Annotated in this window: 20 protein-coding genes; 10 read left to right on the forward strand and 10 right to left on the reverse strand. The window is 53.2% G+C overall.

All coding sequences use genetic code 11. The annotated features are described in order from the left end of the window. Nucleotides 1–86: 86 nt before the first annotated feature. Nucleotides 87–1,682 (reverse strand): multicopper oxidase CueO, encoded by a 1,596-nt coding sequence (cueO, locus tag IMQ48_RS01910; protein ID WP_196207683.1) that lies wholly within the window; start codon nt 1,680–1,682, stop codon nt 87–89. 153 nt (nt 1,683–1,835) lie between these two features. Between cueO and IMQ48_RS01915 the strand changes: the two genes are divergently transcribed. Next, a complete protein-coding gene (locus IMQ48_RS01915) occupies nt 1,836–2,183 on the forward strand; it encodes a YacC family pilotin-like protein (protein ID WP_096758273.1) in 348 nt (115 codons plus the stop codon). A 59-nt stretch (nt 2,184–2,242) separates the two neighbouring features. On the opposite strand, the gene yacL is transcribed toward IMQ48_RS01915, so the two are convergent. Together yacL and acnB are read right to left on the reverse strand one after the other, a co-directional pair. Further along, nucleotides 2,243–2,605 carry a protein YacL gene (yacL, locus tag IMQ48_RS01920; protein ID WP_196207684.1) on the reverse strand — a complete coding sequence of 121 codons (363 nt, stop codon included), beginning with the start codon at nt 2,603–2,605 and terminating at the stop codon, nt 2,243–2,245. 174 nt (nt 2,606–2,779) lie between these two features. Continuing rightward, nucleotides 2,780–5,377, reverse strand: coding sequence for a bifunctional aconitate hydratase 2/2-methylisocitrate dehydratase (acnB, locus tag IMQ48_RS01925; RefSeq protein ID WP_196207685.1), 2,598 nt, complete (start codon nt 5,375–5,377; stop codon nt 2,780–2,782). Nucleotides 5,378–5,812: 435 nt separating this feature from the next. Here acnB and IMQ48_RS01930 point away from each other — a divergent pair, with 435 nt between their 5' ends. Together IMQ48_RS01930 and IMQ48_RS01935 are read left to right on the forward strand one after the other, a co-directional pair. Next, on the forward strand, nt 5,813–7,405 hold the full coding sequence (locus IMQ48_RS01930; RefSeq protein ID WP_196207686.1) for a DUF3300 domain-containing protein: 1,593 nt from the start codon (nt 5,813–5,815) through the stop codon (nt 7,403–7,405). Between the two features lie 10 nt (nt 7,406–7,415). Further along, nucleotides 7,416–8,210: a DUF2950 family protein gene (locus IMQ48_RS01935; RefSeq protein ID WP_196207687.1), complete on the forward strand. Its 795-nt coding sequence runs from the start codon at nt 7,416–7,418 to the stop codon at nt 8,208–8,210. A gap of 52 nt (nt 8,211–8,262) precedes the next feature. Here the strand turns inward: IMQ48_RS01935 and traT are convergent, their stop codons facing one another. The 5 genes from traT to pdhR form a co-directional block, all read right to left on the reverse strand. Beyond that, nucleotides 8,263–8,994, reverse strand: coding sequence for a conjugal transfer complement resistance protein TraT (gene traT / locus IMQ48_RS01940; RefSeq protein WP_137361998.1), 732 nt, complete (start codon nt 8,992–8,994; stop codon nt 8,263–8,265). A 194-nt stretch (nt 8,995–9,188) separates the two neighbouring features. Continuing rightward, nucleotides 9,189–10,613: a dihydrolipoyl dehydrogenase gene (lpdA, locus tag IMQ48_RS01945; RefSeq protein WP_003018686.1), complete on the reverse strand. Its 1,425-nt coding sequence runs from the start codon at nt 10,611–10,613 to the stop codon at nt 9,189–9,191. Between the two features lie 175 nt (nt 10,614–10,788). Continuing rightward, a complete protein-coding gene (aceF, locus tag IMQ48_RS01950) occupies nt 10,789–12,669 on the reverse strand; it encodes a pyruvate dehydrogenase complex dihydrolipoyllysine-residue acetyltransferase (RefSeq protein ID WP_196207688.1) in 1,881 nt (626 codons plus the stop codon). A gap of 14 nt (nt 12,670–12,683) precedes the next feature. Continuing rightward, nucleotides 12,684–15,347 carry a pyruvate dehydrogenase (acetyl-transferring), homodimeric type gene (aceE, locus tag IMQ48_RS01955; RefSeq protein ID WP_196207689.1) on the reverse strand — a complete coding sequence of 888 codons (2,664 nt, stop codon included), beginning with the start codon at nt 15,345–15,347 and terminating at the stop codon, nt 12,684–12,686. 284 nt (nt 15,348–15,631) lie between these two features. Next, nucleotides 15,632–16,396, reverse strand: a complete 765-nt coding sequence (gene pdhR, locus IMQ48_RS01960) for a pyruvate dehydrogenase complex transcriptional repressor PdhR (protein WP_096758283.1) — start codon at nt 16,394–16,396, stop codon at nt 15,632–15,634. Between the two features lie 564 nt (nt 16,397–16,960). On the opposite strand from pdhR, the gene aroP reads away from it, so the two are divergent. The 3 genes from aroP (at nt 16,961) to IMQ48_RS01975 (ending at nt 20,845) form a co-directional block, all read left to right on the forward strand. Further along, entirely contained in the window at nt 16,961–18,334 is a 1,374-nt protein-coding gene (gene aroP, locus IMQ48_RS01965) for an aromatic amino acid transporter AroP (protein ID WP_196207690.1), read from the forward strand. 154 nt (nt 18,335–18,488) lie between these two features. Then, complete coding sequence (locus IMQ48_RS01970) at nt 18,489–19,895, forward strand: glycoside-pentoside-hexuronide (GPH):cation symporter (RefSeq protein ID WP_196207691.1); 1,407 nt, start codon at nt 18,489–18,491, stop codon at nt 19,893–19,895. Continuing rightward, a complete protein-coding gene (locus tag IMQ48_RS01975; RefSeq protein WP_196207692.1) occupies nt 19,895–20,845 on the forward strand; it encodes a family 43 glycosylhydrolase in 951 nt (316 codons plus the stop codon). The genes IMQ48_RS01970 and IMQ48_RS01975 overlap by 1 nt, the downstream gene beginning before the upstream one ends. Nucleotides 20,846–20,926: 81 nt before the next feature. Here IMQ48_RS01975 and ampE read toward each other — a convergent pair whose 3' ends face one another. Next, on the reverse strand, nt 20,927–21,781 hold the full coding sequence (gene ampE / locus IMQ48_RS01980) for a beta-lactamase regulator AmpE (protein ID WP_196207693.1): 855 nt from the start codon (nt 21,779–21,781) through the stop codon (nt 20,927–20,929). Further along, a complete protein-coding gene (gene ampD / locus IMQ48_RS01985; RefSeq protein WP_096758288.1) occupies nt 21,778–22,341 on the reverse strand; it encodes a 1,6-anhydro-N-acetylmuramyl-L-alanine amidase AmpD in 564 nt (187 codons plus the stop codon). Before ampD ends, ampE begins: the two co-directional genes overlap by 4 nt. A gap of 87 nt (nt 22,342–22,428) precedes the next feature. On the opposite strand from ampD, the gene nadC reads away from it, so the two are divergent. The 4 genes from nadC to hofC all read left to right on the forward strand — a co-directional run bounded on the left by nadC (nt 22,429) and on the right by hofC (nt 26,578). Next, on the forward strand, nt 22,429–23,322 hold the full coding sequence (gene nadC / locus IMQ48_RS01990) for a carboxylating nicotinate-nucleotide diphosphorylase (RefSeq protein WP_196207694.1): 894 nt from the start codon (nt 22,429–22,431) through the stop codon (nt 23,320–23,322). A gap of 231 nt (nt 23,323–23,553) precedes the next feature. Next, nucleotides 23,554–23,991, forward strand: a complete 438-nt coding sequence (gene ppdD, locus IMQ48_RS01995; RefSeq protein WP_196207695.1) for a prepilin peptidase-dependent pilin — start codon at nt 23,554–23,556, stop codon at nt 23,989–23,991. A gap of 9 nt (nt 23,992–24,000) precedes the next feature. Continuing rightward, nucleotides 24,001–25,386 (forward strand): type II secretion system protein GspE, encoded by a 1,386-nt coding sequence (gene gspE, locus IMQ48_RS02000; RefSeq protein WP_196207696.1) that lies wholly within the window; start codon nt 24,001–24,003, stop codon nt 25,384–25,386. Then, entirely contained in the window at nt 25,376–26,578 is a 1,203-nt protein-coding gene (gene hofC, locus IMQ48_RS02005) for a protein transport protein HofC (RefSeq protein WP_196207697.1), read from the forward strand. Before gspE ends, hofC begins: the two co-directional genes overlap by 11 nt. Nucleotides 26,579–26,637: the final 59 nt, after the last annotated feature.

The raw sequence follows: 26,637 nt of genomic DNA on the forward strand, positions 1-26,637 counted from the left end.
TTACTTTATGTTCAATGGTGAAATGTGCGAGAGAGGGGGAACTGTGCAGTTAAGCGCCGGACAGGGGTCTATCCGGCGATGAGGTATTAAACCGTAAAGCCGAGCATCATGCCGGTATCTTCATGCTCTAACAGATGGCAGTGCGCCATATAGGCATGCTCTTTCGGTGCGTCGTGGTCAAACTTCACTAACACCTCGCTGACGCCGCCTTCAACACGAACGGTATCCTTCCAGCCCGCACGGTGCGCGGTCGGTGCTTTACCGTTCTCAGACAGAATGCGGAACTGGGTGCCGTGAATATGGAACGGATGTAGCATCATGTCGCCCTGCCCGGAAATCACCCAGCGTTCGTGCTGACCTTTCGTCGCGGCAAACATTGGTTTATTCATATCAAATGCCTGGCCATTGATGCGGTTGGCATTATGGAAATCAAACTTCCCGCCGTGGTCCATACTACCCATATTACCGTGATTCATGTTGCCATGATTCATTTTACCGTGGCTCATCTCGCCATTATTCATATGCCCCATCATCTGCCCATGCCTCATGCCTGCCATGGCCTGGTTACCATATTTCTGCATCAGCATTTGCATGCCCATCATGTCGAGCATCGGGTCCATAGACAGCTGCAGCCTGCGCACTGTCAGCCCCTCCAGAGAAGGCAAGGCAGGCAGGGTGGTCAGCGTGTCCGGCAGCGTACCGGAAGCGGTAATACGCAACGGCTGAATGCGCATCACCGGATGCGGCTTATCAAAGGGCGCAATCGCCATGCCCATCTGACTCACCGGCAAAGTGAGCAGATCAAAGGCTTTGCCGTCGCTGATATCTACCAGCACTTCAAAACGTTCGCCCATCAGCATGGGCAACTCGGTGACTTTCACCGGCTCAGCCAACAGTCCGCCATCGCTGGCAATGACGTACAGCGGACGGTTGTCGCTGGCCGCCACGTTAAGTGAACGGGCGTTACAGCCATTCAGCAGACGCAGACGCAGCCAACCGCGCGGCGCGGCATGCTGCGGGTACATCGCCCCGTTGGTCAGCAGCGTATCGCCGAACCACCCGACAGCAGCAGTCATCATATCCAGCTGATAGTCAATTTGTCCGTCTGCGGAGAACTGCTTGTCCTGAATAATCACCGGAACATCATCAATTCCCCACTGCTTCGGCAGCAGCAGTTTGTGGATGTCTTCATCTTCAATCAGTACCAGTCCTGCCAGCCCCATCGCCACCTGACGACCGGTTTTGCCATGCTGATGTGGGTGAAACCAACAGGTCGCTGCCCGTTGTTCGGGCGTGAAGGTCACAGAACGTTTCCCGCCCGCCTGAATAACCCCTTGCGGTCCGCCATCGACATCACCGGGGATTTCCAGCCCGTGCCAGTGTAGTGTCGTCTCTTCGGCCAGCTGATTATGGATATCAACGGTGACTGCTTTACCTTTCTGCAGTTTCAGCGCAGGCCCCAGCAAATTACCGTTATATCCCCAGGTAGTCGCCGTTTTACCGGCAAAGGTTGACTGCCCGGCTTGAACGATCAACTGGATGCGATTGGCCGCGTCCGTCGTTAACAGGTCAGGGATAGGTAATGCAGGACGCTCGGCGGCAAAAACCGAACGGCTCCAGAGAGGTAACGCTGACGCGACGCCCAGCGCCACGGAGTACTTTAAAAAGTCACGACGTTGCATAATCACTTCCTTATATTCAGCAGCTTAAGCAGGCTATCTTTTAAGCATAAGCCTTCCCCTTACGGGAAGGTCAAGTGAACCGCTGATAATAAAGGTCGTCGCTTCGCTCGCAGTGTGCTAACGTTTAAATTCCGTGATGCAGTGGTAGAAGCAATGAAGACGTTTTTCAGAACAATTTTGTTCGGTAGCCTGATGGCCGTATGCGCAAACAGCTACGCGCTCAGCGAGTCCGAAGCCGAAGATATGGCCGATTTAACGGCGGTGTTTGTCTTTCTGAAAAATGACTGTGGATACCAGAATTTGCCGAACGGGCAGATCCGTCGCGCACTGGTCTTTTTTGCCCAGCAGAACCAGTGGGACCTCAGTAATTACGACACCTTCGACATGAAATCACTCGGTGAAGACAGCTACCGCGATTTAAGCGGTATTGGCATCCCGGTCGCCAAAAAGTGCAAAGCGCTGGCGCGTGACTCCCTGAGCCTGTTGGCCTACGTTAAATAATGTGATGCCGGATGGCGCTGACGCTTATCCGGCTTACAAAACACACCCGACGGTAATTATTATTTCTGCTGAACAAATTCGCGGTATGCCGCCACTACCTGAAGGAAATCTTCGACGCCGCACAGAGATAAACTCTCTTCGTCGTAATAGTTCATCCCATCTTCCATTTCGTCGCCCGTAAACTCCAGTTGATTGGCACGTACCATCACTTCTTCGCCATCCAGCCAGAGCGTATATTCATGCCCTGCTCGCTGCCAGGAACGCTCACTGCCTTTTACCGCACGCGCTGCCTGTTCCACTTCATCCAGTAAGGCCAGGTTCTCTTTCACTTCTTCATTAAACCAGTGCCCTACCACTTCGTGGCCCATGGACATTCGCACTTTTACCACTCCGGTAATATCGCGCAGAAATTCGTAATCCATAATGTGTTCCTCTGCTCCCGGCAGTGCGCCAATACCGCACTGCACCTTGCTGTAATTATCGCAGCAGCGCGGCAGAAAAAAAGCGTAACGGGTATAAGGAATAGAAATAAAAATGCCCGAAGAAGCTGACCTCTCCGGGCATTGATGCGTTTTTGCGCAAAATCCGCTAGCGAATTATACCGCTGTCTGGAAAATCACACTGTCCGCTTTCTCGGTGTACTGAGAGAGCTGGTCAAAGTTCAGATAACGGTAGGTATCCACAGCGGTTTTATCCACCTGGGCAACATAGGTCTGATACTCTTCCGCCGTTGGCAGCTTGCCAATCAACGCCGCTACTGCCGCCAGTTCCGCAGACGCCAGATACACGTTCGCACCGGTACCTAAACGGTTCGGGAAGTTACGGGTTGAGGTAGACACCACGGTCGCGCCGTCGGCTACACGCGCCTGGTTACCCATGCACAGCGAACAGCCAGGGATCTCGATACGCGCCCCACTCTTACCAAAGACGCTGTAATAGCCCTCCTCAGTCAGCTGTGCGGCATCCATACGGGTTGGTGGCGCCACCCACAGGCGCGTTGGCAGCTGGCCTTTATGCGCATCCAGCAGCTTACCTGCGGCACGGAAGTGACCAATGTTGGTCATGCAGGAACCGATGAACACTTCGTCGATCTTCTCGCCCTGCACGTCAGACAGCAGACGCGCGTCGTCAGGATCGTTCGGCGCACACAGGATTGGCTCTTTGATATCCGCCAGATCGATGTCGATCACTGCCGCATAGTCTGCGTCAGCGTCGGCTTCCAGCAATTGTGGATCTGCCAACCATTTTTCCATGCCCTGCACGCGACGTTCCAGCGTACGACGATCGCCGTAACCTTCGGCGATCATCCATTTGAGCAGAACGATGTTAGATGTCAGGTACTCAACGATCGGCTCTTTGTTCAACTTGATGGTACAGCCAGCAGCAGAACGCTCAGCGGACGCATCGGTCAGCTCAAACGCCTGCTCGACTTTCAGATCCGGCAAACCTTCGATTTCCAGGATGCGGCCTGAGAAGATGTTTTTCTTACCTTTCTTCTCAACGGTCAGCAGGCCCTGTTTGATCGCGTACAGCGGGATCGCATGGACCAAATCGCGCAGGGTGATACCCGGCTGCATTTTGCCTTTGAAGCGCACCAGAACGGATTCCGGCATATCCAGCGGCATCACGCCAGTCGCAGCGGCAAACGCCACCAGGCCAGAACCAGCAGGGAAGGAGATACCGATCGGGAAACGGGTATGAGAGTCACCACCGGTACCGACGGTATCCGGCAGCAGCATGCGGTTCAGCCAGGAGTGAATAACACCGTCGCCTGGACGCAGCGAGACACCGCCACGGTTCATGATGAAGTCAGGCAGCGTGTGGTGCGTGGTCACGTCAACCGGCTTCGGATAGGCGGCAGTATGACAGAACGACTGCATCACCAGGTCTGCGGAGAAGCCCAGACACGCCAGGTCTTTCAGTTCATCACGGGTCATAGGACCGGTGGTGTCCTGAGAACCGACGGAGGTCATTTTCGGTTCGCAGTAAGCGCCCGGACGAATACCGGTAACGCCACAGGCACGCCCGACCATTTTCTGCGCCAGGGAGTAACCACGGCTGCTTTCCGCCACGTCTTTCGCCTGACGGAATACGTCTGAGTGCGGCAGACCCAGCGCTTCACGCGCTTTGGTAGTCAGACCACGACCGATGATCAGCGGAATACGGCCACCGGCGCGCACTTCGTCAATCAGCACATCGGTTTTCAGCTCAAAGCTTGCCAGCAGTTCGCCGGTTTCGTGGTTGCGTACCTCACCTTTAAACGGGTAAACATCAATCACGTCACCCATATTCATGTTCGACACATCCACTTCGATCGGCAGTGCGCCCGCATCTTCCATGGTGTTGAAGAAGATAGGTGCAATTTTGCCGCCGAGGCACAGACCGCCGCCGCGCTTGTTCGGCACATGCGGGATATCATCGCCCATGAACCACAGTACGGAGTTGGTTGCGGATTTACGCGAAGAACCGGTACCGACAACGTCACCAACATAGGCCAGCGGGTAACCTTTTTTCTGCAGTTCTTCGATCTGTTTGATCGGGCCTACCGCGCCCGGCTGATCCGGCTCAATGCCTTCACGGGCGTTTTTCAACATCGCCAGCGCGTGCAGCGGGATATCCGGACGCGACCATGCGTCCGGAGCCGGAGACAGGTCGTCGGTATTGGTTTCGCCGGTCACTTTAAAGACGGTAACGGTCATTTTCTCAGCGAGTGCTGGACGGTTCAGGAACCATTCGGCATCAGCCCAGGACTGCATTACCTGCTTCGCATATTCGTTGCCCGCTTTGGCTTTTTCTTCTACATCGTAGAAGTTATCGAACATCAGCAGCGTTGAAGAGAGCGCTTTGGCAGCAATCGGCGCCAGTTTCGCATCGTCCAGCGCGTCAATCAGCGGATGAATGTTGTAGCCGCCCTGCATGGTACCCAGCAGTTCAATGGCTTTCTCGGGTGTCACCAACGGGGACGTGGTGTCGCCTTTTGCGACGGCAGCAAGAAAACCAGCTTTGACATAAGCGGCTTCATCGACGCCAGGGGGAACGCGGTTGATCAACAGGTCTAACAGGAATTCTTCTTCGCCCACAGGCGGGGTCTTCAGCAGCTCGACAAGTGCGGCCATTTGGGTTGCGTCTAACGGTTTTGGCACAATCCCTAAGGCGGCACGCTCAGCTACGTGCTTACGGTATTCTTCTAGCACGACGGTATCTCCTCGCTCTCATTGTCATATGCGGTAGGCGATTCTCTTCACGCTCCTGTGAGACAGCAGTTTGTAGGGTAAATGCCCGGTACCGCATAAGGCACAATAACAGGATTTTCACTAAGTGTTAATCCGTTTACAAAAAAGCAACATAAAAAATTGGCTGAATCGTTAAGAATGGTGTAGCGACAAGGTGGAGCGCACATAAGGCCTCCTAAAACCGCCCTGAACCGGTTGATTTTCAAGCGTGACCTGCTGAATATTCCAGCGATTTTTTAGCCATCAGATATAATTGTGTAATAAATGTTCACACTCTTTTTTCGGACATATCGGGTGAATCCCCAATAAAAGTCAAAACTGTAAAACACGGGTGAATAATACTCGCGGCAACAGGAACGCCTCACGGCACAGCGCTTGTCTCGTTGGAGTCATTTTATGAAGTTGCCCCTTAAGCCACATCTGCTCGTCCTACTGTGCAGTGCCGGGCTGTTTGCCGCCTCTGGCGTAATGTTCGTCAAAAGCCGCACAACGGAGCCTGCTGCTCCCGCCCCCGTAGCACAACAACCTTCAGCACCAACTCCAGCGCCCGTAGCCGCACCGGCCGTGCAACCCGCGCCTGCCGTCGCGCCAACGTACACTGCCGCACAAATCGACCAGTGGGTTGCGCCCATCGCGCTCTACCCGGATGCGTTGCTGTCGCAAATATTCATGGCGTCAACCTATCCAGCCAACGTCATCCAGGCCGCTCAGTGGTCGAAAGACAATCCTAAAATGCAGGGTGACGCCGCGATTCAGGCTGTTGCCGGGCAACCCTGGGACCCCAGCGTAAAATCACTGGTCGCATTTCCTCAGTTGATGTCGCTGATGGGTGAAAATCCGCCGTGGGTACAAAACCTGGGCGATGCTTTCCTCGCGCAGCCGCAAGACGTCATGGACTCCGTTCAACGCCTGCGTGCGCTGGCGCAACAGACCGGTGCGTTGCAATCGACACCGCAGCAGACGGTCACTACCGTGACAAAATCTGCACCGACTAAAACCACCACCAGCGAGTCAACAACCAATACCACAACCACCACCACGACAAGCCCTACAGTTATCAAAATTGAATCCGCCGATCCGCAGGTCGTGTACGTCCCTACTTATAACCCGAATACGGTTTATGGTACCTGGCCCAATACCGCCTACCCGCCTACCTATCTCCCCCCAACGCCCGGCGAGCAGTTTGGCAACAGCTTCGTTAACGGTTTAGGCTTCAGCCTCGGTGTTGCCACAACCTATGCCATCTTCAGCAATATCGACTGGGATGACGACGATCACCATCATAACGATGACTGGGATAACCATGGCGGTTATAACCGCAATGGTGATAACAACATTAATATCAACGTTGATAACTTCAATAAAATCAGTGGGCAACGGCTGACGGACGCCAACCGTACCTGGCAGCATAACCCGGCCTATCGCGAGGGCGTGCCGTACCCAAATAACCAGCTCAATAACCGCTTCCACTCCACTAACACGGCAACGGGACTCAGCGCGACCCAGCAAACCCCGCAAAGATCGGTCAACCGCGATAGCCAACGCCAGGCAGCGATGAGCCAGATGGAAAAATCAACGGGAAAAACATTCCCTCAGACAGCGCGTCCAGGAACAAAAGATGCCCAGCGTCAGGCATCGAGCCAACAGTTGAAGCAAATTTCCCAGCGTAATAACTACCGGGGTTACGATACCAAACCGCAAACGGCGAAACGGGCGAACACTCAGCAACGTGAAAATCGCCAGGCTGCCACCCAACGACAAGAAAAACGGATCACGCAACCGGCACAGCAACGCAATATGCAACAGCGTAATGTCCAACAGCGAACCAGCCAGTCGCGCGCCAACGCGCTGAGCGGCAACGACAGTCGCTCAGGCAGTTGGCAAGCCCAGCAGCAACGAGGCGCTCAGAGCCGACAGATATCCCGCAACCAGCCATCACGCCTGGAATCTGGCGGGCGTGCTGAACACCGTGAATTCCGTCATCGTTAAGGGAACCGACATGAAAACGAAATTACTCAGTGGAATGGTGTTGTTCATGGTTTCGGCCACCGCGATGGCACAGCAATCCTTCAGTACACCAGACCAGGCAACCGATGCACTGACCAGCGCAATCGGAGAGCAAAATGAAAGTGCGATGAATAACCTGCTCGGAGAAAACTGGCGCGACTTTCTGCCACCCGAGGGCGTCGATCCTGATGCCGTTGATCGCTTCCTGCGCGACTGGAAGGTCCATCATAATACCGTCGTCGACGGCGACGTCGCACACCTTGTTGTCGGAGACAACAACTGGCAGCTGCCGATCCCGGTGATCAAAACCACTTCCGGATGGCAATTTGATATGCACGAAGCCGCCGAAGAGATCCAGACCCGTGAGATTGGGCGCAATGAACTCGCCGCCATCGAAGCATTACATGCCTATGTAGATGCCCAGCAGAGCTACTTTGCGATAAACCAGAAATATGCGCAGAAGATTGTCAGTTCTGACGGTAAAAAGGATGGTTTGTACTGGCCCGTTGCCCCTGGCGAAGCGCCAAGTCCTTTGGGACCGGCCTTCAGCCCGCAAGAGCCTGGCACGGGTTATCACGGTTATCGCTTTCGTATTCTGCCCGACAAAACCAGTGGCTTTGCGATGGTAGCGTGGCCTGTCAGCTACGGTCACACTGGCGTAATGAGCTTTATGATTAGCGGGGATGACACTGTCTATCAGAAGGATCTTGGAGGGACATCGCAGCAAAAAGCGCAAGCGATGGCCACCTACGCTCCGGATAAAACCTGGCAGCCAGTAGCGCAGTAAAGCGGGGAAAACCATAGGCCGGGTCAGCGCTAGCGCTACCCGGCACTTTATCTTACAGAATGTTCGCCACCGACTTCGCCAGCTGCGCTTCCAGCACCGGCTTAGCTTCTTCGAATTTCAGGTTAACTTTGTTGGCGTTAGAGACTACGCGGGTTTGGTATTTCGCGCGGTCACCCTGCGCGCTGCTGGTTTGCAGTTTGATGCCAGACGTGCCCTGACGCAGGGCCGCTACATTATCCGTGGTCACTTTCGCTTTGCTGCGTTCGGAGATTTGCAGGTCGGTAACCATGGTATAGTTCACATCTTCAACCATCGCATCTGCGGCCATGCCGATCAGACCCGCCGCCAACCCGACACCCAGCGCGGCGCCGGAGGAGTTGCTGTTATACGCCGTGATACCAGCTCCTAAAGCGGCCCCCATCGCGGCACCTTCATAACCGGTTTTCAGGAATCCCTGTGACTCACGCAGATCCATTTTGTCCGCTTTTAGCACGTTTGCTTGTACCCAATAGTAGGCGCTGTCCGGAGAACTGGTCACTTTATACCCTTTCGCTGACAGATCATTGGCTAACAGCGTCTGCAGGTTGCTCATATCTTTATCAGAGGTGTTTTTAACTTGAATATAGACCGTCTTCTCGCTGGAAGGCTCCAGCCAGATGGTTTCACTCATCTGCGTTTTCACTTCAAGGTTACGTTTTTTCACGGCAGTCGTCATTGCACCACAACCGGTCAGCGTCATTGCCGCGACAACCATGCCAACAACCGCGATTTTTTTTAAAGACATGTTTTTTCCTTTTTTCGTGTAATAGAGAGTCCAGAGCCTCTTCTCCGCGCGGCCAGTAGCCACACAATGGTGAAAAAAGTATCGGCAGTTGAATGGAAATTTTTAGAGGAAATATCAATAAGATCACTACCAGAACAGGTAGTTACAGGCAAAAAAAACGCCTCCGAAGAGGCGTTTCTTACAAAGTCAGAAGATTACTTCTTCTTCGCTTTCGGGTTCGGCAGGTCGGTAATGCTACCTTCGAACACTTCTGCCGCCAGGCCCACGGACTCGTGCAGAGTCGGGTGTGCGTGGATGGTCAGCGCGATGTCTTCAGCATCACAGCCCATTTCGATCGCCAGACCGATTTCGCCCAGCAGCTCGCCGCCGTTGGTACCGACAATCGCACCACCGATAACACGGTGAGATTCTTTGTCGAAAATCAGTTTGGTCATACCGTCTGCGCAGTCAGAAGCGATAGCACGGCCAGAAGCTGCCCACGGGAAGGTGGCGGTTTCGTAGCTGATGCCTTTCTCTTTCGCTTCTTTCTCAGTCAGGCCGACCCAGGCAACTTCTGGTTCAGTATAGGCGATGGACGGAATCACTTTCGGATCGAAATAGTGTTTCTTACCGGCGATAACTTCAGCGGCAACGTGACCTTCGTGAACACCTTTGTGCGCCAGCATCGGCTGACCAACGATATCGCCGATCGCAAAGATGTGCGGTACGTTGGTACGCAGCTGTTTGTCCACGCGGATGAAGCCACGGTCATCAACTTCAACGCCAGCTTTGCCCGCATCAAGGTTTTTACCGTTCGGTACACGACCGATAGCCACCAGCACGGCGTCGTAACGCTGTGCTTCAGCAGGTGCTTTTTTGCCTTCCATAGAAACGTAAATACCGTCTTCTTTCGCTTCAACGGCGGTGACTTTCGTTTCCAGCATCAGGTTGAATTTCTTGCTGATACGCTTGGTGAAGACTTTAACCACGTCTTTATCGGCAGCAGGGATAACCTGGTCGAACATTTCAACCACGTCGATCTCTGAACCCAGCGCATGGTAAACGGTACCCATTTCCAGACCGATGATACCGCCACCCATAACCAGCAGGCGTTTTGGTACGGTTTTCAGCTCCAGCGCATCGGTGGAATCCCACACGCGAGGATCTTCATGTGGAATGAACGGCAGTTCAATCGGACGGGAACCCGCCGCGATGATCGCGTTGTCGAAGTTGATCACGGTTTTGCCGTTTTCGCCTTCAACTTCCAGGGTGTTAGCCCCGGTAAATTTACCCAGACCGTTTACCACTTTCACTTTACGGCCTTTGGCCATACCAGCCAGACCGCCAGTCAGTTGAGTGATAACTTTTTCTTTCCAGGTACGAATCTTGTCGATATCGGTTTTCGGCTCACCAAAAACGATACCGTGTTCAGCCAGTGCTTTCGCTTCTTCGATAACTTTTGCTACGTGCAACAGTGCTTTAGAAGGGATACAGCCGACGTTCAGACAAACACCGCCGAGGGTGCTGTAACGTTCTACGATGACGGTCTCCAGACCTAAATCTGCGCAACGGAAGGCTGCAGAGTAACCTGCCGGGCCTGCCCCAAGTACCACGACTTGAGTTTTGATTTCAGTGCTCATCATGACCTCTTAATTTATACCCGTCGTCCACCGGGTCGTTCTATCCGCCGGTATTTTACAAAATTGTTAACAATTTTGAAACAACAAACGGCAACCGATTTGTCTTTCGCACAATAACCTCACTGACATCATGAGATTACCAGAAAAAAGCCGGCCGTCGGGCCGGCTTTTTCGCTTACATCACCAGACGGCGAATGTCAGACAGCGTGTTGTTGATGATGGTAATGAAACGAGCACCATCAGCACCGTCAATCACGCGGTGGTCAAAGGAGAGAGAAATCGGCATCATCAGACGCGGAGTAAACTCTTTACCATTCCACACCGGTTCAATAGCCGACTTGGACACGCCAAGGATAGCCACTTCAGGCGCGTTCACAATCGGTGCGAAGTGGGTAGTCCCCAGGCCGCCGATGCTGGAGATAGTGAAGCAACCGCCCTGCATTTCGCCAGCCGTCAGCTTACCATCACGCGCTTTCTTAGAGATCACCGTCAGTTCACGAGACAGCTCGGTAATGCTCTTCTTGTTCACGTCTTTAAAGACCGGAACAACCAGACCATTTGGCGTATCAACCGCAACACCGATGTTGATGTATTTCTTCAGCGTCAGCTTCTGGCCATCTTCGGACAGGGAGCTGTTGAAGCGTGGCATCTGCTCGAGAGCCGCTGCGACCGCTTTCATGATGAAGACTACTGGGGTGAATTTCACATCCAGTTTACGTTTTTCAGATTCGGCGTTCTGCTGCTTACGGAACGCTTCCAGATCGGTGATATCAGTTTTGTCGAAGTGGGTAACGTGCGGGATCATCACCCAGTTACGGCTCAGGTTAGCACCCGAGATTTTCTGGATACGGCCCAGTTCCACTTCTTCGATTTCACCAAACTTGCTGAAGTCCACTTTCGGCCAAGGCAGCATGCCCGGGATACCGCCGCCAGCCGCAGCTGCCGGTGCAGATTCAGCGCGTTTAACCGCGTCTTTCACGTAAGCCTGAACGTCTTCGCGCAGGATGCGACCTTTACGGCCAGACCCTTTCACTTTCGCCAGGTTCACACCGAATTCGCGCGCCAGGCGACGAATCAGCGGAGTAGCGTGGACGTAAGCGTCGTTTTCTGCGAAGTCAGATTTGCCTTCTGCTTTCGCTGCCGGAGCCGGAGCTGCGGCAGGTGCAGGTGCTGCGGCCACAGCCGGAGCAGCCGCTTGCGCAGGGGCAGCAGCCGGTGCCGCGCCTTCAACTTCGAAGACCATAATCAGAGAACCGGTTTTCACTTTATCGCCGGTGCTGATTTTGATTTCTTTCACGGTACCCGCGAACGGTGCCGGAACTTCCATCGACGCTTTGTCGCCTTCAACGGTGATCAGTGACTGCTCAGCGGCAATTTTATCGCCCACTTTGACCATCACTTCAGTGACTTCAACTTCGTCACCACCGATGTCCGGGACGTTAACTTCTTTAGAACCAGACGCTGCCGGAGCCGCTGCGGCTGCCGGTGCAGCTGCCTGAGTTGGTGCCGCGGCTGGCGCTGCGCCTGCAACTTCGAAGACCATAATCAGGGAGCCAGTAGACACTTTGTCGCCGGTATTGATTTTGATCTCTTTCACGGTACCCGCGAACGGAGCCGGGACTTCCATAGAGGCTTTGTCGCCTTCTACGGTGATCAGAGACTGCTCAGCCGCAACGGTATCGCCGACTTTAACCATAATCTCGGTGACTTCAACTTCGTCGCCGCCAATGTCCGGTACGTGTACGTCTTTCGCTGCTGCCGCAGCTGCCGGAGCGGCTGCTTGCTTCTCTTCTGCCGGAGCAGGTGCAGCAGCTGCTGCACCGTCGGCGGAATCGAAAATCATGATCAGTTTGCCGGTCTCAGTTTTGTCGCCAACAGAGACTTTGATCTCTTTAACGATACCCGCCTGAGGGGACGGAACTTCCATAGAGGCTTTGTCGCCTTCTACGGTGATCAGCGACTGTTCAGCTTCAACTTTGTCGCCCACTTTGACCAGAATCTCGGTGATTTCAACTTCATCAGCCCCGATGTCCGGTACATTGATTTCGATAGCCATGTTTCTTTTACCTCTTACGCCAGACGCGGGTTAACTTTATCTGCATCGATATTGAATTTAGTGATAGCGTCAGCAACCACTTTCTTATCGATTTCGCCACGTTTAGCCAGTTCGCCCAGTGCCGCTACAACCACATAGGAAGCATCAACTTCGAAGTGGTGACGCAGGTTTTCACGGCTGTCAGAGCGACCGAAGCCGTCAGTACCCAGTACGCGATAATCATCAGCCGGTACATAAGTACGAACCTGTTCGGCAAACAGTTTCATATAGTCAGTAGATGCTACAGCCGGTGCGTCGTTCATCACCTGAGCGATGTACGGAACGCGCGGAGTTTCCAGCGGGTGCAGCATGTTCCAGCGCTCACAATCCTGGCCATCACGCGCCAGTTCAGTGAAGGACGTGACGCTATACACGTCAGAACCTACGCCGTAGTCGTTCGCCAGGATCTGCGCTGCTTCACGAACGTGACGCAGGATAGAACCGGAACCCAACAGCTGAACTTTACCTTTCTTACCTTCGAGGGTTTCGAGTTTGTAGATACCTTTACGGATACCTTCCTCAACACCTTCCGGCATTGCCGGCATGTGGTAGTTTTCGTTCAGCGTGGTGATGTAGTAGTAAACGTTCTCTTGTTTCTCACCGTACATACGCTCCAGACCATCGTGCATGATGACCGCAACTTCGTACGCGTAAGACGGATCGTAAGAGATACAGTTCGGAATAGTCAGAGACTGAATATGGCTGTGACCATCTTCGTGCTGCAGACCTTCACCGTTCAGCGTCGTACGACCAGAAGTCCCACCGATCAGGAAGCCGCGCGCCTGCTGGTCACCCGCCTGCCAGCACAGGTCACCGATACGCTGGAACCCGAACATGGAGTAGTAGATGTAGAACGGGATCATCGGCAGATCGTTGGTGCTGTAAGAGGTCGCAGCCGCCAGCCAGGATGCCCCAGCACCCAGTTCGTTGATACCTTCCTGCAGGATCTGACCTTTTTCGTCTTCTTTGTAGTAAGCAACCTGCTCACGGTCCTGCGGGGTGTACTGCTGGCCGTTCGGGCTGTAGATACCAATCTGACGGAACAGACCTTCCATACCGAAAGTACGTGCTTCATCGGCGATGATCGGCACCAGACGATCTTTGATCGACTTGTTCTTCAGCATCACGTTCAGGGCACGAACGAAAGCGATAGTGGTGGAGATTTCTTTGTTCTGCTCTTCCAGCAGCGCACCGAAGTCTTCCAGCGCCGGCAGCTCCAGCTTCTCAGTGAAGTTAGGCTGACGAGCCGGCAGGTAGCCGTGCAGTTTCTGACGCTGAGCGTGCAGATAAGTATGCTCTTCAGAACCTTCCGGGAAGGTAATGTAAGACAGGTTTTCAACCTGCTCATCGGTCACTGGAACGTTGAAACGGTCGCGGATGTAACGCACGCCGTCCATGTTCATTTTCTTAACCTGGTGAGCGATGTTTTTACCTTCGGCGGTGTCACCCATGCCGTAACCTTTGATGGTATGGGCGAGGATTACAGTTGCTTTGCCTTTGGTTTCCTGCGCTTTTTTCAGTGCAGCGTAAACTTTCTTCGGATCGTGACCGCCACGGTTCAGCGCCCAAATCTGCTCGTCAGTCCAGTCAGCAACCAGTGCTGCGGTTTCCGGGTATTTACCGAAGAAGTGCTCACGAACATACGCGCCGTCTTTGGATTTGAAGGTCTGATAGTCGCCGTCAACGGTTTCGTTCATCAGCTGGATCAGTTTACCGCTGGTGTCTTTACGCAGCAGCTCATCCCAACGACCGCCCCACATCACTTTGATCACGTTCCAGCCAGCACCTGCGAAGATGCCTTCCAGTTCGTTAACAATCTTGCCGTTACCGGTGACCGGGCCGTCAAGACGCTGCAGGTTACAGTTGATAACAAAGACCAGGTTGTCCAGTTTTTCACGGGTCGCGATGGTGATAGCGCCTTTAGATTCTGGCTCATCCATCTCGCCGTCGCCCAGGAAGGCATAAACGGTCTGCTTAGAGGTATCTTTCAGGCCACGGTGTTCCAGATACTTCAGGAATTTAGCCTGGTAGATAGCACCGATTGGACCCAGACCCATGGATACGGTCGGGAACTGCCAGAATTCCGGCATCAGTTTCGGGTGCGGATAAGAAGACAGGCCTTTGCCATGAACTTCCTGACGGAAGTTGTTCATCTGCTCTTCAGTCAGACGACCTTCCAGGAATGCACGTGCATAGATGCCCGGAGAGATGTGGCCCTGGAAGTAAATCAGGTCGCCGCCATCCTGCTCGTTGCGTGCACGGAAGAAATGGTTGAAGCACACATCATAGACCGTTGCGGAGGACTGGAAGGATGCCATGTGGCCACCCAGCTCGAGGTCCTTTTTAGACGCACGCAGTACGGTCATGATGGCGTTCCAGCGGATAGCAGAACGAATACGACGTTCCAGCTCCAGATTGCCCGGGTATTCCGGCTCATCTTCAACGGCAATAGTGTTTACATAATTGCTGGCCCCTGTACCTGCCGCTACTTTCACGCCGCCTTTGCGGGCTTCTGAAAGCAGTTGGTCGATCAGATACTGAGCACGCTCAACACCTTCTTCACGGATGACCGATTCGATCGCCTGTAGCCAGTCGCGAGTTTCGATCGGATCCACGTCATTTGGGAAACGTTCTGACATGGGGGTATTCCTTATCTATCTAATACGTTGAGTTATCTGGAACCTGTCCCATTGCGCTCTTTGTTCTTCATACTTCAGGTTGTCTCTTTGTTGGCTGCGCTTCCTCGCACCAGTCACATAGTTCACTATGCTTCTGGCGACTCGCACGCTTGCCGCCGCGATACTACCCGAATTATTTTGAACAACTAAAAGTGCAATAAGACAGGTTCTGCGTTTAGTTGCCGCGCTTTTGGTTCGCGCTTGATTTACAACATCTTCTGGTTAACTAGCTGCCAGAAAAATCACTAATTCTTTCGTTGCTCCAGGCGGCGTAAGGCACGTTCACGACGGCTTTCCTCACGGCTTCTGTCCAGGAGAATTTCTTCGATAAACGCCAGGTGGCGGTGGGACGCTTCACGCGCCTCCTCCGGCTTCCCGGCGATAATCGCTTCAAAAATACGCGTACGGTGACTGCTTACCAACGGCAGCATATCCCGACGCGAATACAGCAATTCAAAGTTTTGACGGACGTTCTGGGCCAGCATCGGCTCCATACAGCGGAGCAAATGGAGCAGTACCACATTGTGCGCCGCTTCGGTGACAGCAATTTGATACTGGAGAACCGCATCAGATTCGCCGTCAAGATCGCCGGACTGTTGAGCAAGCTCGATCGCATGGTGGAGTTCACGGATACGCGTTTTATCTTCGTCCGTGCTGCGTAGTGCGGCGTAATAAGCAGCAATACCTTCCAGCGCATGGCGCGTCTCAAGCAGGTCAAACTGGGATTCAGGATGGTCGGAGAGCAACTCTACCAGTGGGTCGCTAAAGCTCTGCCACAGGCTGCTCTGAACAAAAGTGCCACCGCCCTGACGACGAAGCAGCAAACCCTTCGCTTCGAGACGTTGGATCGCCTCGCGCAAGGAGGGACGGGAGACGTCGAACTGTTTTGCCAGCTCGCGTTCCGGTGGGAGTTTCTCTCCGGGGCGAAGTGTCCCCTCAAGAATTAAAAACTCCAGCTGCTGCTCAATCACATCGGAGAGTTTTGGTTGGCGGATTTTGCTGTAGGCCATGATTTCCTGTCTTAAGCCATTTGCCCGGAGTCAATTGGTCTTACCAATTTCATGTTCTTGACGCTAAAGTAACAAAGTATTCACCTTCTGTCCATACAGGTTTTGATTGAAATCAGTAAAGGAGGCATATTTTAACAACATTACAGAAATAACGTTTCAAACCTGTAACTATGCACAAATGTTAAATTTACCCATCACGGGGTAGTTTTAACGTAATTGAAACGAAAAACTATCCCATCTGAACCGATTCACCTGCTTATTTATCGATTTTTCAAGCGGAATAAACGAATAAAAATTCAAAATGGAAATTTTGTGGTAGATAGATTCGTATTTACAAATGGTTTCTTTTTATTCAAGTCGTCATCCTCCCTTCACAAAGCAGGTGCATTCGCGCTCGCATAACATTATTCTGATCAAGACAAAAGTATTTAGGCAACATTTTACTGACCACTGCCGTAAACAAATTAATACAACAAACGGAATTGCAAACTTACACACGCATCACTGCGTGGTTCAAAATATAAGTACTCGAACGATGAAGAGTAAAACCACACACGAGGTTTCATGATGGAAAGTCAACAGCATGGCGATCAGCTAAAGCGCGGTCTTAAAAACCGCCATATACAGCTTATCGCGCTGGGTGGCGCGATAGGCACCGGGTTATTCCTCGGCAGCGCGTCCGTTATCCAGTCTGCAGGGCCGGGGATTATTCTGGGTTACGCTATCGCCGGTTTTATCGCCTTTTTAATTATGCGCCAGTTAGGTGAAATGGTGGTTGAAGAGCCGGTAGCCGGTTCCTTCAGCCACTTTGCCTATAAGTACTGGGGCGGTTTCGCTGGTTTCTCCTCCGGCTGGAACTACTGGGTGCTGTACGTTCTGGTTGCCATGGCTGAGTTGACTGCCGTTGGGAAATACATCCAGTTCTGGTATCCGGAGATCCCGACCTGGGTCTCCGCTGCCGTCTTTTTTGTGGCCATCAACGCTATCAACCTGACCAACGTTAAAGTATTCGGTGAGATGGAGTTCTGGTTTGCCATTATTAAGGTTATTGCGGTCGTGGCGATGATTCTGTTCGGTGGTTGGTTGCTGTTTAGCGGCAACGGCGGCCCGCAGGCCAGCGTCAGCAACTTGTGGGATCAGGGTGGCTTCCTGCCGCACGGCTTCACCGGTCTGGTAATGATGATGGCGATTATCATGTTCTCCTTCGGCGGGCTGGAGTTGGTCGGTATTACCGCGGCAGAAGCGGATAACCCGGAGCAGAGCATTCCGAAGGCTACCAACCAGGTTATTTACCGTATCCTGATTTTCTATGTGGGTTCGCTGGCCGTCCTGCTCTCCCTGATGCCGTGGACGCGCGTAACAGCAGATACCAGCCCATTTGTCCTTATCTTCCATGAGCTGGGCGACACGTTTGTGGCTAACGCACTGAACGTTGTGGTACTGACCGCCGCCCTGTCTGTCTATAACAGCTGCGTATATTGCAACAGCCGTATGCTTTTCGGTCTGGCTCAGCAGGGCAACGCGCCAAAAGCGCTGATGAGCGTGGATAAACGTGGCGTCCCGGTCAATACCATCCTCGTCTCCGCGCTGGTCACCGCCCTGTGCGTCCTGATCAACTACCTGGCGCCAGAATCCGCCTTTGGTTTACTGATGGCTCTGGTGGTCTCCGCGCTGGTGATCAACTGGGCGATGATCAGCCTTGCGCACATCAAGTTCCGCAAGGCGAAACAACAGCAGGGCGTTGCCAGTCGCTTCCCGGCGCTGTTCTATCCACTGGGTAATTGGATTTGCCTGATTTTCATGGCGGCAGTGCTGGTGATTATGCTGATGACACCGGGCATGGCAATCTCCGTTTACCTGATCCCGGTATGGATTGCTATTCTTGGCGTCGGTTATCTGTGTAAGCAGAAAACAGCCAGAGCGGCTAAAGCGCATTAATTCTCCCCCCTGCCTGCAAAGGTAGGGGGTGTTACCTGCCTCACACTTTCCCACAGACGACTATTTCATCCATATCAGCGGCGCTATCCTGCAACGCAAAAACGAACTCACCAGACAATAATTCTCTCCATATCTTATTTATGGAGCGCAGTTGATGGAAACCAGTAAACTGTCGGTGAAAGAAAAGATCGGTTATGGTATGGGCGACGCCGGATGTAACATCATATTTGGCGCTATCATGCTGTTTGTTAACTATTTTTATACGGATATATTTGGCCTTGCTCCTGCTTTGGTCGGCGTTTTACTGCTTTCAGTACGCGTAATCGATGCCGTAACAGACCCTATTATGGGTGCAATGGCCGATCGCACGCGCAGTAAATATGGTCGATTTCGTCCATGGCTTTTATGGATGGCTTTTCCCTACGCATTATTCAGCGTACTGATGTTTACCACCCCTGAGTGGACGTATAACAGCAAAGTTATCTATGCGTTTGTCACCTACTTCCTGCTGTCGATTACCTACACGGCAATCAATATTCCCTACTGCTCGCTCGGCAGCGTCATCACCAACGACCCGAAAGAGCGCGTCGCCTGTCAATCCTACCGCTTTGTGCTGGTAGGGATTGCCACCCTGCTACTTTCTCTCACTTTGCTACCGATGGCCGACTGGTTCGGTGGCGAAGATAAAGCCAAAGGCTATCAGATGGCGATGGCCGTGCTGGCCTTTATTGGCATGTGCATGTTCCTGTTTTGCTTTGCGACGGTACGCGAGCGCGTGCGTCCTGCCGTCCAGACCAACGACGATTTAAAAGCTGACCTGAAAGATGTCTGGAAGAACGATCAATGGGTGAAAATCCTGCTGTTAACCCTGTGCAACGTCTGTCCGGGCTTTATTCGCATGGCCGCCACCATGTACTACGTCACCTGGGTTATGCAGCAAAGCACACACTTCGCCACCTTGTTTATTAGCCTCGGCGTTGTCGGCATGATGATCGGCAGTATCCTGGCGAAGGTGTTAACCGACCGCTGGTGCAAACTGAAGGTGTTCTTCTGGACCAATATCGTACTGGCTGTCTTCTCCGGCGCGTTTTACTTCTTCGATCCGAAAGCCACCGTGATGATTATGGTGCTCTACTTCCTGCTCAACATCCTGCATCAGATCCCTTCCCCGCTGCACTGGTCATTGATGGCCGATGTCGATGACTACGGCGAGTGGAAAACAGGTAAACGCATCACCGGCATCAGCTTCTCCGGCAACCTGTTCTTCCTGAAACTGGGACTGGCTATTGCCGGGGCAATGGTCGGATTCCTGCTCTCCTGGTACGGTTACGACGCAGGTGCTAAAGCACAAAGCGAGTCCGCCATTAACGGTATTATGCTGCTGTTCACCCTTATTCCGGGCGTGGGCTATCTGATTACCGCTGGCGTAGTTCGTCTGCTGAAAGTTGACCGCGAGTTTATGCAGCAAATCCAGTCAGACCTGGAAAAGCGTCGCACCAACTACCGTGAATTGAATGAGTATCACGACGTTAAATCTCCTGAAAATGCAAGGAAAGCCTGATGAATCAGTGGCCTAACCCCTTTATCGAACAGCGTGCCGATCCGTTTATTCTCCGTGACGGTAGCCACTATTATTTCATTGCTTCAGTGCCGGAATACGATCGACTGGAGATCCGTCGGGCTAACTCCCTGGAAGGACTACGCACTGCGGCTCCGGTGGTTATCTGGCGCAAACCAGACAGCGGCCCGATGAGCGAACTGATCTGGGCGCCGGAGATCCATCATATTGCTGGCAAGTGGTACATCTATTTTGCCGCTACGCATACTCAGGCACTCGACAAGTTGGGGATGTTCCAACACCGCATGTTTGCCCTCGAGTGCGCAGATGCCGACCCGCTAACCGGCACCTGGACAGAGAAAGGCCAGATTAAAACGCAGTTTGATACCTTCGCCCTGGATGCCACTACCTTTAACCACCAGGGAAAGCAGTGGTATCTGTGGGCGCAAAAATCCCCCGATATCGCCGGGAACTCCAATGTTTATCTCGCGGAGCTGGAAAATCCGTGGACGATTAAAGGCGAGCCGGTAATGCTCAGTCATCCAGAGTACGACTGGGAGTGCCGTGGCTTTTGGGTCAACGAAGGCCCCGCCGTGATGGTGCACGGCGACAAACTGTTCGTCAGCTATTCTGCCAGCGCCACCGACGAAAACTACTGCATGGGGTTACTGTGGATTGATCTCAGTGCCGACCCACTGAACCCGGATAACTGGCAAAAATCTCCGCGTCCTGTCTTTACCACCAGCTACGAGAATCGTCAGTTCGGACCGGGACATAATAGCTTTACGCAAACGCCGGAAGGGGAAGATGTGCTGGTGTACCATGCGAGGAACTACACCGAGATTGAGGGTGACCCGCTGTACGATCCCAACCGCCATACACGGTTGAAACTCGTACGCTGGGACGAAAACGGAATGCCTGATTTTGGCATCCCGCCTGCTGATACATTCTAAAACCATTGCCCGGTGGCGCTGCGCTTACCGGGCCTACATATGGTGTAGGCCGGATAAGCGTTAGCGCCATCCGGCATAACGCTATACTAATGTCCCATAAATGGTCAGTAACGCAATAATCACCACCACCACAAACGATGTCTTTTTCGCCAGCGCCACGGCGGCTTTTGGCGTTTCGACTTTATCGGTGTGCGGTTCGCGCGCCAGCGAGAACTGCGCCAGGCGTGTTAACACCTGATACTGCGAAGTATGCAAATCCGCCAGAGAAGCAAACCACGCAGGCAGCGCCTTCTCACCATGCCCCAACAGCGCATAAACCACACCCGCCAACCGCACGGGGATCCAGTCCAGCACATGCAGGATCGCATCAATTCCCGACTGCAAACGCTGATGCGGGGTCTGATAGCGCGCCAGCCAGGACTGCCATGCACGTAAAAAAGCATAACCGACCAGCGTCACGGGCCCCCACGGACCACCGACAATCAACCAGAACAGCGGTGCCAGATAAAAGCGAAAGTTATTCCACAACAGCGCATTTTGTAGCTCGCGCAAATACTCCCGCTCATTACACTCCGGTGGAACACCATGGATAAGCGTTAACTCGCTTGCCATCGCCTCACGGGCGTGGGCATCATTGCGCGACGCCGCATTCAGGTACGCATGATAATGCAAACGTACTTTGCCAGCGCCGATACACAGTACGCCAATTAAAATCCACACCACCAGCAGCGGAACGTTAAACAGTAGTCCATGAAGCGCACGCAGTAGCAGGAATGTCACACCCATCGCAACCATCGTCATGCCGAGGGTACGGACCATAGAAAAATGCTTAATCCGGCGGAAAAATGCTTCCGTACGGTGATCGATTTGCCAATGCTCACCCAGCTTAAACAGGCGCTCGACAATCAGCACCAGTAATGTTGTAAACAGCGTCATGTCATCTCCTTGTGCGACGAGGGGGTGACCAGAGCGCGAAACCTTTCCCAGTCAAAAGACGCGCCAGGATCGGTCTTACGCTCGGGCGCAATATTGCAATGCCCGGTTATGTTATTAGCAATCGCCGGATAACGCTGAATCAGGACATGCGTTACGGCTGCCAACTGCTGGTACTGCGCATCGGTATAGGCCAGCGTATCCGTACCTTCCAGCTCAATACCAATCGAAAAATCATTACAACGCTCACGTCCCTGATAGTTCGACACGCCCGCATGCCAGGCTCGTTTATCAAAAGGGACATACTGAACAATTTCACCATCGCGGCGAATCAGACAATGGGCCGAAACGCGTAAATGGGCGATTTCAGCAAAAAAAGGATGGGCGTTAGGATCAATTGTTCCCGTGAATAACGCGTCGATCCACGGACCACCAAATTCACCCGGCGGCAGGCTGATATTATGTACCACCAGCAAAGAAGGGTTTTCGTCATCCGGGCGGCAATCATAATGAGGAGAAGGAACGCGTCGCGCCTCCGCCAGCCAACCCTTATCTAACAACATGCATAATCTCCTTATTGGTGGTGCTCATATCGGGTTCAGGGTAGCATGTTTCTATCTTATGATTCGTTAGCTATTTGGAGTTTTATCATGCCGCCTCGCCGCTACAACCCTGACTCCCGACGTGACGCGCTGTTGGAACGCATCAACCTGGATATCCCTGCCGCTGTTGCTCAGGCGCTGCGTGAAGATTTAGGCGGCGACGTTGATGCCAGGAACGATATCACTGCACAACTTTTGCCTGAGGATATGCGCTCTCACGCCACCGTGATTACCCGCGAAGACGGCGTTTTTTGTGGAAAACGTTGGGTCGAAGAGGTCTTTATTCAACTTGCTGGCGATGATGTAAAAATCAGCTGGCACGTTGAAGATGGCGACAGCATTAAAGCGAATCAGCCATTATTTGAACTGGACGGCCCTGCCCGCGTATTGCTGACCGGCGAACGCTCCGCGCTCAACTTTGTACAGACATTGTCCGGCGTCGCCAGTGAAGTACGTCGCTACGTCGACCTGCTGGCAGGGACAAAAACACAGCTGCTGGATACGCGTAAAACCCTGCCAGGGCTGCGTACCGCGCTAAAATATGCTGTGCTGTGCGGCGGCGGCGCCAATCACCGCCTGGGACTTTCTGACGCTTTCCTGATTAAAGAAAATCACATTATTGCCTCTGGCTCGGTGCGTCAGGCCGTAGAGAAAGCCTTCTGGCTGCATCCGGACGTTCCTGTTGAAGTGGAAGTGGAAAGTCTGGATGAACTGGACGACGCGCTGAAAGCCGGGGCGGACATCATCATGCTCGACAATTTCGAAACCGACCAAATGCGCGAGGCGGTAAAGCGTACCAACGGTCAGGCACGTCTGGAGGTTTCGGGAAACGTCACCTATGAAACGCTGCGCGAATTCGCCGAAACCGGCGTGGATTTCATCTCCGTAGGCGCACTGACCAAACATGTGCGCGCGCTCGATCTCTCCATGCGTTTTCGTTAATTGCTCATGGTAATGCCCGATGGCGCTTCGCTTATCGGGCCTACAACCCCAGCCGGATAAAGCATTTACGCTGCCATCCGGCAGTTTCTTCGCGTTCCCTCGCAAAAACATTGTTTGCTTGTGTAATTTCGTAAAAACCCTCTGAACCCATCTTCCCGTTCTATTTTTTGCCCCTCGCCTAAGCGCCCTCTGATTTGCCACAGTAGCATCAGCTAACTCAAGGAGCGAACCATGGACAAGCAACGAGGCTTCACGCTTATCGAACTGATGGTGGTCATTGGCATCATTGCCATTCTCAGCGCCATCGGTATTCCGGCTTATCAGAACTATCTACGCAAGGCGGCACTGACAGACATGTTGCAAACCTTTGTCCCCTACCGCACAGCAGTCGAACTCTGCGCGCTGGAGCACGGCGGTACAGACACCTGTGATGCCGGGGCCAATGGTATTCCTTCTCCTACCACCACGCGCTATGTCTCCGGCATGAGCGTCGAAAAAGGCATCGTCAGCCTTACCGGGCAGGAAAGCCTCAACGGCCTGAGCGTGACCCTGACGCCCAACTGGGACAATGCCAACGGTATTACCGGCTGGAGCCGTAACTGCAACATCCAAAATGACGGTGCTTTGCAGCAGGCCTGTGAAGACGTTTTCCGTTTCGATGCCAACTAAGGAACAGAGATGAATACCACGCAACTGACGGCACTATGCCAACGCTATCAAGGAATATTACTGGATGCAGACAATGACGTGGTTCACATCGCTGTCGTGGATGCGCCTTCCCACGAACTGCTGGATGCCCTGCATTTTGCCACCACCAGACGCATCGACATCGTATGCTGGACACGTCAGCAGATGGAAGGACACACGCACAAACCGCGGCAAATGCTGCCAGCGATCATCTCTGAAAGCAGTGTGACAGCAGCAGAATTACTGACCCAGACGTTACAATCCGCGCTGGTAAAACGGGCATCTGATATTCACATTGAGCCCACACAACATCGCTATCGGATACGGCTTCGCGTAGATGGCGTACTGCACACGTTACCGGAGGTGGTGACGGAGATGGGTATTGCGCTTACCGCAAGGTTAAAAGTGCTGGCCAGTCTGGACATTGCTGAGCACCGACTTCCGCAGGATGGGCAGTTTACTGTTGAGATTTCAGGCGCCCCCATCTCGTTTCGCATAGCGACACTCCCCTGTCGCTATGGAGAAAAAGTGGTGTTACGTCTGCTGCATCAGGTTGAGCAGGCGTTAGAAATTAACGCGCTGGGGATGCAGGACGCGCAACTGACCGCATTTTCACAAGCCTTGCAGCAACCTCAGGGGCTGATCCTGGTAACCGGCCCGACCGGGAGCGGCAAAACGGTCACGCTTTACAGCGCGCTACAAACCCGAAATACCCCGGATGTGAACCTGTGTAGTGTGGAAGATCCGGTAGAGATCCCCATTGAAGGGGTAAACCAAACGCAAATTCACCCGCGCGCTGGTCTGAATTTTCAGGGTGTATTACGCGCACTGCTGCGACAGGATCCCGACATTATAATGGTGGGTGAGATCCGCGACGGTGAAACGGCAGAAATAGCCCTTAAAGCCGCGCAAACCGGTCATTTAGTTCTTTCAACGCTGCATACCAATTCCACCACTGAAACACTGATACGCTTGCAGCAAATGGGCGTCGCCCGATGGATGATCGCCTCCGCGCTGACGTTGGTTATCGCTCAGCGATTAGTCAGAAAACTGTGCCCCCATTGTCGGCGACGTCTTGATGCTCCGGTCACACTGCCTGCATCACTCTGGCCCACGCCGCTTCCGCGCTGGCAGGCACCTGGCTGTGAACACTGTTATCAGGGATTTTATGGCCGCACGGCGCTGTTTGAAGTTCTACCTGTCACTCCCGTATTACGCCAGCTTATCGCTAACGGTACCACTGCTGACGTGGTAGAGTCCGGCGCCCATCAGGCGGGAATGAATTCGCTTTTCGAGAACGGATGTCAGGCGGTTGAACAAGGGCTAACGACGTTTGAAGAGCTCATCCGCGTGCTGGGAATGCCCCATGCCCGTTAAGCAACTCTGGCGATGGCAAGGCATAAACGATCAGGGCCTGCCAGCAGAGGGAGCGCTATGGTCGGACGACCGTCCCTCGCTGGTCTTTGCCCTGCAACAAATGCACATTACACCAATTCGCATTATGCGGATGCGTGTTAAAACCGCGCACTGGAGTAGAGAACGAAGCATCGAAGTCATACACCAACTGGCCACATTACTGAAAGCAGGGTTAACGCTTTCCGACGGATTGGCCCTGCTTGCACAACAGCATCCCAGCAGCCAGTGGCAGGCGCTGCTGCGCTCGCTGGCTTACGACATGGAACAAGGCATTTCACTTTCCACCTCACTGACGCGTTGGCAACACGTTTTTCCACCACTTTACCAGGCAATGATCCGCACCGGAGAGCTAACCGGCAAACTCGACCTCTGCTGCTTTGAATTGGCCCGTCAGCAGAAACAACAACAACAGCTGACTGATAAAGTTAAAAAAGCGCTGCGTTACCCGATAATTATTCTCACTATGGCCGCGATGGTCGTCTTCGCGATGCTGCACTTTGTACTGCCTGAATTTGCCGCCATCTATCGTACGTTCAACACCCCGCTACCGGCGTTAACACAGGGAATTATGACCCTTGCCCAATACAGCAGTCGATGGGGATGGCTGATGGGATTACTCGGTCTGGTGCTGAGCGGAACATATGGTCTGATAAAACAAAAAACATTCTGGCTTATTCTGCGTCAGCGGCTTTTGTTACGCTGTCCTGTTATGGGGCCGCTGGTCAGGGGCCAAAAACTCACGCAGATCTTCACCGTTCTGGCGTTGACGCAAAACGCGGGTATTCCCTTTCTACAAGGTCTGGAGAGCGTGGTGGAAACCCTCGCCTGCCCATTCTGGTCACAACGATTAGCGCAGGTACACCTAGACATCAGTGCCGGAAAACCGGTCTGGCAGGCGCTGAAAAATGCCGGTGAATTTAGTCCATTGTGTTTACAGCTGGTGAGAACCGGTGAGGCGTCCGGCTCGCTGGATGCAATGCTGCAAAATATTGCCCGACATCATAGCGAAAACACGATGTCACAGGCTGAGAATCTGGCTGCACTACTTGAGCCGGCATTGCTTGTGATTACGGGATTAATCATAGGTACGCTGGTGGTGGCGATGTATTTACCGATTTTTCATCTGGGGGATGCGATGAGCGGGATGGGATAAATTCAAATGCCGGATGGCGGCGTAAGTGCCTTATCCGGCCTACGAGAATCTGAGCGTAG

It is taken from the genome of Citrobacter sp. Res13-Sevr-PEB04-36, from assembly GCF_015672735.1.
GTDB lineage: Bacteria > Pseudomonadota > Gammaproteobacteria > Enterobacterales > Enterobacteriaceae > Citrobacter.